6 protein-coding genes are annotated in these 13,977 nt (G+C 34.2%); all 6 read right to left on the reverse strand.

Annotated features, from left to right (window positions below):
* Positions 1–19: 19 nt before the first annotated feature.
* The gene (locus RBH94_RS14360; protein WP_307881532.1) at positions 20–2,413 is read right to left on the reverse strand and encodes a glycoside hydrolase family 127 protein; all 2,394 of its coding nucleotides are present in this window, start codon (positions 2,411–2,413) and stop codon (positions 20–22) included.
* A gap of 18 nt (positions 2,414–2,431) precedes the next feature.
* Positions 2,432–3,862: a DUF6055 domain-containing protein gene (locus RBH94_RS14365; RefSeq protein WP_307881533.1), complete on the reverse strand. Its 1,431-nt coding sequence runs from the start codon at positions 3,860–3,862 to the stop codon at positions 2,432–2,434.
* A gap of 604 nt (positions 3,863–4,466) precedes the next feature.
* Positions 4,467–4,961, reverse strand: a complete 495-nt coding sequence (locus RBH94_RS14370; RefSeq protein WP_258226970.1) for a DUF4348 domain-containing protein — start codon at positions 4,959–4,961, stop codon at positions 4,467–4,469.
* Between the two features lie 12 nt (positions 4,962–4,973).
* Complete coding sequence (locus RBH94_RS14375; protein WP_258226969.1) at positions 4,974–10,139, reverse strand: DUF6443 domain-containing protein; 5,166 nt, start codon at positions 10,137–10,139, stop codon at positions 4,974–4,976.
* Between the two features lie 6 nt (positions 10,140–10,145).
* Complete coding sequence (locus tag RBH94_RS14380) at positions 10,146–10,595, reverse strand: hypothetical protein (RefSeq protein WP_258226968.1); 450 nt, start codon at positions 10,593–10,595, stop codon at positions 10,146–10,148.
* A 19-nt stretch (positions 10,596–10,614) separates the two neighbouring features.
* Entirely contained in the window at positions 10,615–13,629 is a 3,015-nt protein-coding gene (locus tag RBH94_RS14385) for a hypothetical protein (protein ID WP_258226967.1), read from the reverse strand.
* Positions 13,630–13,977: the final 348 nt, after the last annotated feature.

Here is a 13,977-nt window from a genome sequence, read left to right on the forward strand (position 1 = left end):
TTTAACTATACTTAACTATTTATTCTATTTCCCATTCAAATATACCGGCTGCAGTTTTTTCCGCTAGCTTAATTTCCATTTTAATAGCGGTAGTTTCAACAGGTTTAAAAACAACTTCATTCGGGAGGCCTTTCTCAGTGCCATAGGCTGTAGTGTTTTCTACTGGTTGCCATTGGTTATTTGAATCTTTATAATAAATTTTCCAGTAATCAGGAACCTGACAACCTCCCCAAGGTTTGTCGTCGTACCAGTATACTGTTGAGCGGCTTACTGTTTTTTTGGAATCGAAATTATATGAAATCCATTCAGTTGTACCTTCTTTTGGCCACCAATGATAATAAGGTATAGAGCGATCTTCGGCATTGGCAGGCACTAAGCCATCGTTAATAGCTACAATAGGTTTTACATTATGTGATGCCTCTACTTTACTTTCTGAAGCTAAAGTAGGTGCCATTGCTGGCTTTGTAGCGGTTAATTCTATTGGTAACCAAACCGCCATATCTCCACTTCCACGGTGTGCCCAAGAATAGTAAGGAATCATGTTTAAAGTTACATCTTTGACTACAATTTTACCATCTTCGCTGTAACTTAAGGTTTGAGCTCCTGTATGAATCATATTAACTCCGTAAAGTAAATCTTTCTTTGATTCAACTTCAAATTCAGGTTTCTTATTTAATATCAAACTGAAAATATCGAAGTCGTTATCTGGCCATTCAGCACAATACACTATAGGTCCACGCTCAATAGATACTTTGCCTCGGTCGTTTTCTACAGCAGGATGTGCTTTTACGGTGCGTGGCTCCATTTCAAAATTGATTTCTACTTTATCTCCTTTTTTCCATGTTCTGTTAATATCAAAATACCCTTTGTTGATTTCTGACGTTACTTCTTTACCGTTAACTTTTACTGAAAATTTTAAGTCCTTTTTATCGGTGTAAGTGTAAAGATTAGATGGAACAACTTCATTTTGTAACCATCCTGGTACGCGTATTTTAAGATTAAAATTCTGTTTACCTTTTGGAGCAAGATCAACTGTGATATTGCCGTCCCATGGGTAATTAGTAGTTTGCGTTACTTTTAAAGATTTTCCTTTTACTTTAAGGTCTGATTCGTTTGCCATAAATAAGTTTACGTACACATCGCTTTCATCTACAGCGTAAACATAACCTGGTACCGATGGAATAAATCGACTAACATTTGAAGGACAACAAGCACAACCAAACCACTCCTGACGTTGATGCTGACCAATAGACTCTAATGGATTCGGGTAGAAAAAACTTCCGCCATCTAATGAAACCCCTGAGATTAACCCATTATATAAAGTACGCTCTAGAACATCGTAATACTTAGCATCACCATGTAATAAGAACAAACGATAGTTTAAATACACATTACCGATAGCGGCGCAAGTTTCACAATAAGCAGACATGTTTGGTAGTTCGTAGTTTTTACCAAAAGCTTCACCATGACCTGTCGCTCCAATACCTCCTGTGATATATAATTTTTTAGAAACAATATTATCCCAAATTTTATCTACAGCATGAATATAACCTTCATCACCTGTAAGTGCGGCTACGTCGGCCATTCCTGAATACATATAAGCTGCCCTAACTGCATGCCCTACGGCTTCATCTTGCTCTAAAACAGGTTTATGCGACTGACTGTATTCACTTTTTATATGCGTATGTCCACGCTCGTCTAATAACAATTTGGCAAAATCAAGATACTTTCTTTCTCCTGTAACTACAGATAGTTTTGCTAATGCCATTTCAGTAATTTGATGTCCAGGAACGACCATAATTTGATCTGGCCCCTTACCAATTTCACTTATGGCACAATCGGCAAATTCTATTGCTATATTTAAAAGATTCTTTTTTCCAGTAGACTGATAATGTGCTACAGCTCCCTCAACTAAATGCCCAAGATTATAAAGCTCATGACTAAGATCTTCTTCCTTAACCCAGCGTTTGTCTCCTGCCCAATCATGAGGCTGATCTGGATTCATTGTTCTAAATGTATATAAATAACCATCTGGCTCTTGTGCTTTAGCAACAATAGTAATTAAACTGTCTATATATTTTTCTAATTTTTTGTTTGGATGCGTTTGAATTGAATAACTAGCACCCTCGATAGTTTTATACACATCGGTGTCGTCGAAAGTAAAGCCTTCAGCTTTATGATCATGACTTGGAGTAGCTGCCATCATGAAATTATCATAACGTCCTGTTTCTTCACATTTTCCGAAAGCTAGAGGTATGGTTGTTTCTCTACTAGCTTCAATACGTTGTCCCCAAAAAGCATCATTAACTTTAACAGAAGTAAAAGGAACTGGTGTAATGGGGTACCCGGTTTTTGATTGACCAAAAATGGCAAATGAACTCAGGGCTACTAGGGTTATAACTATTCTATTCATAAAATTTAGTATAAAAAATTATTCTAAAGCTGTATTTGTAAATTTAACTTTATATGGGAACTTTTGATCATTTGAAGCATCTTCATCCCAAATATGATTTACATGTGCAGTAGGAGCACCTGTTACAATTAACCATAAAGATTTTGCGTTTTCGGGAATTATTATATCTGCAGTTCCTAACTTAGAAACTCCTGCCTCCCCAACAACCGATCCGGTATTTGTTACCGCAACGAAACCATAGCGCCAACCTTCAACATTTGAATAGCCTCCATCTAAACCAACAAAGTCTACAGACACTGTTGTACCTGTTACTGGAATACTTAGTTCTATAGCATTATACCCATAAGACTGAGGAATTTGATTCGACACCACCTGATAATACCCATCTTCAAGAACTTCCAAATTAGTTTTATGCTTGTAATTTTCTTGGTCTGTTGCAGACAGATTCTCTATAAAATCATTATTATAAACACCCAATGGATAATCCCAAGAAATATTTTTACATGCATATTGAAATACTTCGGCATTAAATTCTTCTTGACTTATTCCTGTCAACCTTTGGTATGTTTCAATCGGATGCTCAGGAGAAATAGCTTCTCGCCAAAGTTTCCCTAAAAAATCTACACCGTGTTTATCTTTCCAATATTCTTGAAGATACATAGATTGATACCTAATATCTTCATGTGAAAAATTCTTATGAACATTATCTAAAAAGTACGGCAACTCACTAATATAACTATCGTTATTAATTTGCCAAGACATGTACTGGGCACATTGCTCCCAAAACGACCCCACATAAGGCTGGTCTCTAAATCCATAATTTCCATCGCAATGTACTTGGTACTGAAAAGAGTGACCAAACTCATGTGCTATTACTGCCCCTCCATTAGTTGTTGCCGGATTTACCCATAAGGCTCCTATAACATCATCATAACCAGCTCCAGTTGCTAACCACTCCTCTTGATAGAATAATTGAATAATCATTCGATAATCATCTGTTTTAGAGTCACCTTTAACAACAAACTTCATAACATCTCTATAGTAAACATAGAAATCTTCAGCCATTTTCAATAAATTATTGATATCTACCCGAAGGTTTTGCCTTGATGTTTTACTAGGGTATTGTCCAAATCCTTTTTCCCAAAAAACAATTACATTATCAGATGAGGCACTTCTCTGATAGCTCCATCTACTCTCATTAGAGTCGAAATCATTATATACATCATACCCATTGTCTATTTCATGATCTGGTATATAAACTTCTTTACCTCCTTCAGGTTTTTTAGCAAAAATGTATTGGAAATTTTCAGGAGGTACAATTTCATTATTTTCAGGTGTTTCTGACTCCTTCTCTGGATAAACATTTTCTTCTGAACTAGATGAGGAACATGAAACGCAAACATAAATTGCACATATTAAAACTAAAGTGGCTGTAATTTTATTTTTCATTCTTTTTTTAAATTAAAAGCCAAAGAAGATTTCTCTAAACCTCTTTGGCTTACCAAAAAATTAAACTAAGCAATTATTAAACATTATTTACTTCTATAAAATTTAATCATAATTACTGTGGTAAAATTAAAATGCAATTTTTAAGACGGATTAGAATTATTATCCTATAGAGATACTATATTACCTAGTATTAAGTAAATGCGTTTTATTTTAGTTAATCTTTACAAGAAAAAAACTGAATCTAAAAAAGCATTACAAAGAATAAGATAATTGATTCAAAATAAGGATTACTTGGTAGTATAAGAATGCCAAATATTTCAATCAATAAACAATTAGAAAATGTTAACTATAATATGCCATAAAAAAATCAGATGAATTAGTTTTACCTAACTTTTGAGTTTTTATCTAAAGAGAAGAATAAATAAAAAAGCCTGATGAAATTCATCAGGCTTTTTTTGTCGGGGTGGCAGGATTCCTAAATAAAACCCAAACCACTGTATTTCAAATACTTAATTACAGGTATTCCAAATAGGACACTCTATAGGACATAGCCAAACGAGTTTGTGACATTCACTTGTCAAATTTAGTCAAAATAGTATAAAAATTAAGTAGATTCATCTATTATTTCAAACATATACCAGCATTCATCTAAGGTTTTAAATTTATAAGTCATAAATACCCCACTATCGCTACCTTTTAATATATAGTTTACACTTTTCTCTTCCCTTTCGTAAACAACTTCATATTTATCAGATTGACTGTCCATTGTGAAGTCTATATAATCATAATCTTCAACTCGATTAATAATATCTAAACTTAATTTACTTGATTCATTGTCTGCTAAAAAATACCATTTCAATGGATAATGAACTCTACTTTTTTGAAAAATACTATCCCTAGAAAACCTTTCAAAAAACTCATCAAAAGTCTCATTACAATTTTTAAAAGATTCTTTATTCTGTACCTTCTCTTCCCCATCATTTTTCATATTTTCAACATTGCTAGATGTAAAGGTCTTTTCCTTATTTTCTCTATCCTTATTTATACAACTTATTAAAAATAAGAAACTTAAAATTATAATTAATTTTACTTTTTTCATTCTATATAAAATTTAACAATCAATACATGGTTTTGGTGGTTTAATTGGTGGTGGTGATGGAGAAGGACTTGGACTTGGGTTTATTGGAGTTACAGTACCTGGTACTGGTTCTATTGTTGGTAATGGTGTAATTGGTGCTGGAGTAATGGATGGTAAAGGTGTAAGAGGTTCGCGGCTATTTCCACTTTTTGATTCGCCTGAACCAGTACCTTTATCCCCCGTATTACCCATTCCTTCAGTTATGGTGTCCATAACATTTGACCAATAAGTAGACCACTGTGTTTCTGTCCCTGAAACTAAAGAAGGCATCGGATTTACCCAAGTTTGTGGGTCAATAGGTTGACTTCCGTTCCATGGATTAACAGCTCTATAAGAACCATTTGAGTTTCTTTTATGTATTTCATAATGTAAATGTGCTGTTCTACCATTTTCTTTACCAAAAGCAGAACCTCCCATTAAACCAATTGTTTCCCCTTCACTTATTTCTTGGTCTTCTTGAACCGCAACAGAACTTAAATGCATATACTTGGTTTGAAAACTTCCATCAGGTGATTCTATTACAATTACTCTCCCACCCCCATCATTAGCACTTAAAGGGATTATTCGGGCTACTCTACCAGAGTGAGTTGCTACTACAGGAGCTCCATAATCTGTATTTCCTCCCCCACTATAATTTAAATCTAACCCATAATGATTTCTTTTTCGTCTTTTTATATAACCAAAATACTCATCTGGTTCACTCTTTCTACTCCATATCTTCCAAAATTCTGGTAAAGGCCAAGGTATCGTACCTGCATAATCACTAAAATAAATAGGATTATTAAATCCAAAATTATAAGGTGATTGATTCCTCATAAATTCTGCAAACGGGTCAATATTCATCCATCTTCCTATTCCTGGGTCATAATTTCTTTCTCCAAAATCATACCAATCAAGCCCAATCTCATCATTCAGTTCTTTTCCGTTATATTTATATTTGAGTGCTAAGTTAGTAGAATTTACGTTAGTATTATAACCTTTATGTTTAAGACCAAAAGGATAATAGTTGTTTTCTTCTAAGATTTCTATGTCATTAGGATCATTAGCCTTACGAATACTTAAATTATCAAACCATGCTGAAATGGTGGAACCTGAGTTTGAATTATTGTAAACCCCTATCCTAAGATTTATTTTATCTATATTTGCAGGCACTGTCACCTTTTTTTCTAAATAGATCCATTTATACTTAATATAAGTCTCTGGAATATAATCTATATCAGTATAATATGTTGTCTCTGTATCTTCGTTCATAAAAAAGAACAACCTAGCCCACGAATAATTAGCAGGACCTGTATTCTCAACATAAACCCAAGCTGAAAAATAATAATCTGTAGCAACAGAATTATTTATTGGATACCAAATATTTGAATGTGCATATTTACTCCCTGTAGATGCCATGTGTAATTTAACTGCTGAATCTCCAGATTTACTATGGGTATTATCAATAGTTGCTGATGTCCCATAAAGAGCACCAACACTATCCCATCCACTAGAGCTATTATTATCTAAATCATCCAAGAAAACATTTTCAGAAGCACCTTTTATCTCACCATCACCATTACTATCGGCATAACTTAACCTGATATTTCCTAAATGATCCTTATATTGGTAAATATAATTGAACCCTGCCGACAGATTGCTTTCAACTTTGGGCTCTACATAGCCTTCAGGGTGATTAAAGAATTTCAATGAACCATTTTGGTAAACGTAATTACCAGCATACTCCGTAGTAGTCCCTAAACTTACTTCCTTTTTTAGTTTCACTCCTGTAGCATCGTAAATATAGGAAATTGTACCAACATTACTATCTCCGTCGTTAATGTTTATTAAATCTGGTAAATTTAAATGGTTATAACTTATTAAATTTATCCCCTTGTTTAAGTCTTGAATCATATTCCCGTTATCATCATAGGCATAATCATTTCCTACAGTATTACCATCTATAAACCCTCCCATAGCATTAGAAGTTGAATTTACTCTATAGCCATCGTTAACGTTAATTAATTTATTTCCATAATCGTATACATAAGTTATATTATCCATTGGGTAACTGTTTTGACTATTTGTTGGATGTTGCCCATACCTAAATATCCTTCCTATATTACCATTACGATCGTAATCATAAATATACTCATTGAAGTGTGATTTATATAAATGGTTCTCAGCAAATTTAGAACTAGTAATCCTATTAAGGTTATCATATTGATAATTATAATGTCTTAAGCCTCCATCTTTATTATCTGTTTTCCATAGTACATGACTTATATTGCCATTATACAATGGTACGTTGGTGTAAACTGAAGTTGTTGGGCCATCTGGTTTGTTGTAATTTATTCCAAAACTAAACAAATCACCATCTTCATGCATTGTTACTGGATCGTTAATTGTTTTAAGCCACCCTCTAATATTATAGGTATAATTTACCTCTTGCAATGGATTTACTTCAGTATTCCCTACATCCTTTTTAATAAGTTGCCCCAATTCATCGTAATGATTTTTAGTTATAAGTTCTTCGTCTTGGTTATTGATATCTTGTTTCTGACTTATTAATCGCCCCATATGGTCATATTCGAAAACATCTTCTGTAACAATATCAATCTGCCCTGTCTTTTGATGGGTTGTTTTGGTTTCTTCTACTTTACCCACAAAATCCAATTTACTTTCTACAATATCAGTAGTATTCAAATACTCATTTGTACTTTTTACATATATAGCTCGCCCTTTCTCATCATACCCCGTAACGGCTACTATCCATTTTTTTGGACCTGAATCTAACACCCTAACCTTACTACATGTCGATAATCCTTTAGTTTTTAACTTATCGGTATTATCATAGTTAACTATATCTTGACTGTATATGGTTTGGGGTAGAGTTGTGAATCCATCAAAGGTATAATCATCATAATAGTTTATAGTATATATTTCTGAAATGGATACCACAGAAGGTAATGCATTATTACTATAATATATAGTTGTTCCTGCAATACTATTAGCTCCTGTTTTTTCTTCATATTGATTTTGGATGTTATTAACATCTGCCTGTAATAATTCTCTTGATAGACTAGAAGTAATAATACCTGTATACGCTACACGTCCAAAGGCATCGTATTTAGTAAATAGCCATTTACCATCATCTTCTAAATTGGCATCGCGGGTAAAAACTGGTTGATCTAATTTATTATAAACGATTTCTTCCCAATCTTTTCCTGGTAATTTCTTTTCTATCAAACGGTTTCTTTCATCGTACTTGTATTGGTAGGCTAAATTATCTAATTCGGATTGACTAATTGTACGTTGCAACGTGTAATTAGTATAATTTACCTCGCCGTAAAACTCGAAATTAGAATCACCAAAACCATTATTATCTATTGTAAAATATAATTTTTCATTTTCAATAAACGCATCTTGAACAATGCCGTAAATATCATACCAATAATCAAGATTCATATCTGGTATCGCTGGTTCAAAATAGCTTAAATCTAAAACTTCAACTGTACCATCTACAAAGAATAGACCATTCCCACTTTCCATCACTATAGAAAAATCAAAATTCCCATTATTATGACCCACTTCAATTTCACTTTCAACTTCATCCATTTCTGTTTCTGCAGTAAATATATCAGGTACTATATTATAGTTACTAGTTTTATTAAGCCACATTTGATCCCCTGTTTGGTAAGTACCCATTTTTGGAGTTAAAACATAAGTTAAATTTCCAAAATCATCATAAACATAATAGGTGTCATGCCATTTAGAACTTTTAAATGTTCGTTTTAATATAATTCTTCCCTGCTTGTCTTTGTATTCTTCCGTTGTTTTATTCTTACCTGAATTCCAGTTTTCATCCTTTGTTATTGTTTTGTACAACTCATTTCCTGAATAAAACCCATTATCTTCTAGTTGAGGATTTTTAGTGTCGCCATTTACAAAAGACACTCCAAACAAGCGCACATAATCCTCTATTGCATTGGTCTGGTATTCAAATTTGATGGTATGGTCGGAATCACTGGTTTTATTGACTGCCCAATCTGCTCCAGGAGCTCCCTGCTCCAGTACCCTGTTGAGCGGAGAGGCCTCTATATTCTTCTCTGAGAATGGATTTAAAGTATTTTCGTACTTGGAGGTATTGTAAAAAGAGCCTGTTGCACTTAATGCATCTGTTCTTATTAAACCTCCATTGGTTACTGCTGCATAAGGTAAATAGTCCTTAACTTGTCTGCCATAATCGTCATAACCTATATGGGTAATAACATCTTCTAAATTGCCTCCTGCTCGAATGCCTACACTTTGTTTGGGTCTGCCTAAACCATCAAAGTACGTAACGACCTCCTGCTTTTCCTCCTCAAGTGCTAAACCTAATTGACCTTCTTCATAGGCTTCCTGATAAGCAAATGTATGTATATAATTTTCATCACTTAAAGGACAACCGCCATTCCCTAAACTCCCTGCTTGTGCTGGACACTGGTCATCATTATTAGACACATAACCTATAGGTTGGCTACAAGCAGATTGCGTACTCGATGGATCTCCCAAACCATCACCGTCTTGATCATTATACCATGTGGTAGGTTGAGTAACCGTATACGATTTACTACTCGATGCTGTACTCCACGTCCCTCCTGTACTTCTGGCTCGCAAATATTGTGTTCCACTACTGGTTTTTGTTATCGTACTTGAAAAATTTGAAGTACTGGTACCACTACTACTACTCTGCCAATAATAAACCACACCGCTAGGAGGATTACTTCTGGCTAAAACCGTATTTCCACAATTCGTGCTTTGGATGGTAGGTGCAGGGGGCACAGCTGGTGGCCCCGTACCAATAGTTACGTTAAGAGTTACAAGGTTATAATTATACATACCATCATAAACTTCAGCCACAATAGTAGCTGAACTACCTGAATAGAACGTTGCCTCAGCACTGGTACTGGATATCGATTGAATATCGCCATTATTATTAATCCAGTTAATTCCTGATATCCCATTATAATTAGGGTCCATGACAGTATAGGTGTAAGTAGGTCCTGAACTCACAGAGGTTGGTCCACTTATATAATATCCTTGAGACCAAAGATTAAATGACAAAAGAAAACAGGAAACAACCGTTAAGCTTCGTAAATAAATATACATCTTATCCATACCATTTTAATTTTTGATTTTAGTAAACTCCATTTCTGAAAATAATGCACTTGTATTGAAAGGATCAATTACAAGTATTAATGTGTTAAAGTTTAAAACACGAGCCTTATAATTAAAAACCTTACCTCCGGAGGTGCTAACTTCCAATTGATTTGCTCCCTCTTTAAATTTCCAAAAGCCGCTGACGGTTTTACCATCTGTTAGCCTCATTAAAAAACTTTTATCTGATTTCAAATAGATTAACCGGTCTCGGTAGGCCAATTCTGCTTTTGTGCGAACTGGCGCTGGTAACGAATCAAACTTAGAGCGCATGGCTTGACTGACTTTACTTAAAGTATTCTCATAGTTCAATTTCCAAGTACCTATTAGATCTGCTTCACTTATCTGAGCGGAAACTTCAGACATAGGCATTAAAATGAACACTAATAATAGTGTCAATGTATATATAGATTTCATCTGTTTTATGGATTTTTAGTTATTGTCCTTTGTAATGGTATTCATTCTCACTTAGTACCTTGCCACTATCATCTTTAACAAACTGAAGTCTATTAAATGCATCATATAGATAATAGGTAGTATACCCTTTAGGGTCAGTCATGCTAGTCATTCCAACTAATGGGTCATAGGTATATGTACTTAGCATAGCCCCCGACAAATACGAACTGTTTCTAAGGTTTGAAAGCGAGGTTCGAAGTAAATCCTCATCTACTTGTGAATCATCACTGTCTGATGCACTGACTACTGCATTAATTAAGCTTTGAACATTAGAAGCCTGTGCTGATGTGAAGTTTTCGATTTTAGCAACGGGATATTGATTATTATAACCCCATATATAATAGATATGAATACCATCAGCCGTACTAACCTCTATAGGATTGCCGTTATCATCATAATCGTGATAATAAATTCTGGATTGTAAAGGGTTTGAACTACTGTTATAAACGCCTTTTAGGGTGCTAATCTCTTCTGGAAGCACCACACTTCCTCCCCAATCTTTAAAATTTGTTCGTTGTAAAGAAACAAGTTCCGATGGGTCTGCGACGCCATTGCTATTATCATCCTGATAAACTTCTCTTTGAATAGGAACTACTACATTATGAATATCACCATCTGAATTTAGACGATTAATAGCATTATTTTGAAGTGTTGTTAATGGACCTCCTAAAAGATAACTAGAAGAGGTAATATCATCTGGATAATACATCTTATTTACTAATGTCTTTCCATCACTCGACGTCGTCGTTGAAACCGTCATTTGCATATGATCCGTATTATCATAATCCATGGTCGTTGTTTGAACCACTGCCTCCGATGTTGTCGGTAAATATGAGGTTTCTTTTTTCTCCGTCATACGATAGGCTCGACTTTTATAAAGGAATTCATTTGCAATAAAATAATAAGGGTTTCCTCCTGATCCAGGAGTACGTATACAGGTCGCTTCTATATATTTTTGTAATTCTTTAAACAACAAGCCATAATCAGTTTTGGAGTAAACCTCATTATAGATAAATTCCTCTAAGTGTATTGGAGTATACACGCCACCACTTTTAGAATAAGATGTCTTTTTTATCAATTGTGAATCTGTCCAATTATGACATAAATTTGCATAATTCCCACTATTAAGGTAACGCTCTGGTTTGTAAACTTCTGGAGCATCTATAATAGATTCGGAAACTAAAATATATTCATATTTAGTTTTAATTAAGTTTGAAAGGTCTGTTCCTTGATAATGATTTACTTCAGGATAAATTAAATTACCCTCATTATAATTTAATGCTGAATATACCTCTAACCCCAGGTATTTTCTATGCCATGAAGAAGCCCTTCCTGTACAACCTCCAGTATATGGCATCTCTCCTTCCCAAAATTCTTGAGTGTAATCATCATAATCTTTAAACAACAAATCTTCATTAAATAGCTTTTCTCCAAGTCCATTTTCACTCACTCCGTATTTATACTCTTCAAAAGACTCTAACGTACCATCAAAGTTATAATTCTTAATATTAGCTATTCTAAGTCCCGCACCATAAACTGTTGTAGGTGTTCCTGATAACTCCGACGTATAAGAATTGGATTCAAACTTAAATATTGAATACCCTTTAGTTGGATATGTAATTTTATTAAGCATACACATCCTTACTTTACTTGTATCAACCGCCCTATTTGCCGAACCTATATTATAAGTGGTATTTTGTTCTGCCGTAGTTGGATTTTGACAGCAATTTGTAGTGCCATATAAGTCCGATAAATAAAAATCATCACCCTGAACAGTCTTAGATGATATTAAACTGAAATTTAACTTACCATTAAAGAAACCCCATAAATCTTGAGAAAATTCACTCTTTCTTGGAATACCTATATTTGCCTCGTAATCAAATTCATATTTTTTACCAATGTCAGAACCTGCCTCTGAAGTCTCCGAAAAACTCAACAATTTTAATCTCTTAGTATCAGAATCAGGGTAACCAGACAACCCAAAATTTGCAGTAAAATAATCATAAACAAAATCAAACCCTTTAACTAGTTCCCCATTCAAATCATAGACTCTTATATTATCAAGACTTTTAGCTGAACTCTGAGTCCTATCTAATCGTTGCGTATTGTAATTAAAAATTACTTCTCCTAAACGATAACTTATCTTTTTTACGCGCATCTCCTCCTGACTAACTATTGAATAACTCTCCTCTTCTAATCCAGATGCATTACTTTCCATCATTTGATAATATGACTTTTGCTCCTTCACATAACCGCATGTTTCATATTCAAAATAAACTGTATCTTTTTTCGTTCTTGATACAATCTCTGTTACATACCAATCTGTTATATAATTATTCCTTGGCTGAGGACTATCATCAATCAAAATCTTATTTATATCTCTAAATCTATATTCAGTCCCCTTATCATCTATAATTGAAAAAGCATAATCACTCCCCATAGTGTTACGTAGTATTTTTATTGGCTCGTAAGGAAAAGTCATATAGGTCCTATCTGACGCATACATAAATTGCCCTGATTTCCCTGGTAAGTTATAATTAAACATATCAGGCCTCGTGTCTCTTCCTGCGCCATCTGCAGAAGCTTTTAAATCATAATAATTTTCTTCAATTTCAGAATACCCGCCCTGGGATACTTTAGCATAATATTCATCAAAATCCATGACTGGCATATTGAAATTCCCTTCTGGCATTTCATCTGGCGTTCCTAATACATTTCTGTGTATAACCATGTTCCCTGAAATACTCCAACCTAAACCTACTTCTGTGGCTTCTTGATTCACTTTTATCCCTCCTGCATGGTAAGACAAACTAAATGGTAAGGAAATTTCAGCAACATTCACCTCAAACAATGGAAAACTTATATTAGGTATTCCTGTATTCATGGAAACAGGATAGGTTCCATATTTACCCAGCTCTGCAACTGCTGGTGTAGGTTGAATAATTGATGGCAATTCAGGTAGTCCTTGAGCAATCAAACAAGTACTAGCCAGCATACATAAAAACAAAATTTTTAATTGCCAGGTCTTCTTTAGCGCAAACTGTTTTAACATATTAATAATTGATATTTAATATTATACAGTCTGAAAATTACAAGAATAACAGATAAAACTGGTGGGGTTTCACCGTGCAATTGATAAGGTAAAACCTTATTACTTATTAGGTTTTAATTCTGAAATTTGCTCTTAAAAAAGACTTATCAAAATTCAATCCAGTTTAAAACGCCAATCTTGGGACACCTGTATAAAGCATTATTACAGGGTAGGTTTAGAGGCGCATATTCCTGAAAACCTAAGACACAATATTCCCAGTTCTAATATATCCCGGTGGAAACAAGAGTCTGA

It is taken from the genome of Aestuariibaculum sp. YM273, assembly GCF_030908365.1.
Lineage (GTDB): Bacteria > Bacteroidota > Bacteroidia > Flavobacteriales > Flavobacteriaceae > Aestuariibaculum > Aestuariibaculum marinum.

What these genes read in the sequence shown, in the direction of transcription:
- RBH94_RS14360 (WP_307881532.1), bottom strand. Translation starts at nt 2,413, where the DNA reads ATGAATAGAATAGTTATAACCCTAGTAGCCCTGAGTTCATTTGCCATT.
- RBH94_RS14365 (WP_307881533.1), bottom strand. Translation starts at nt 3,862, where the DNA reads ATGAAAAATAAAATTACAGCCACTTTAGTTTTAATATGTGCAATTTAT.
- RBH94_RS14370 (WP_258226970.1), bottom strand. Translation starts at nt 4,961, where the DNA reads ATGAAAAAAGTAAAATTAATTATAATTTTAAGTTTCTTATTTTTAATA.
- RBH94_RS14375 (WP_258226969.1), bottom strand. Translation starts at nt 10,139, where the DNA reads ATGGATAAGATGTATATTTATTTACGAAGCTTAACGGTTGTTTCCTGT.
- RBH94_RS14380 (WP_258226968.1), bottom strand. Translation starts at nt 10,595, where the DNA reads ATGAAATCTATATATACATTGACACTATTATTAGTGTTCATTTTAATG.
- RBH94_RS14385 (WP_258226967.1), bottom strand. Translation starts at nt 13,629, where the DNA reads ATGCTGGCTAGTACTTGTTTGATTGCTCAAGGACTACCTGAATTGCCA.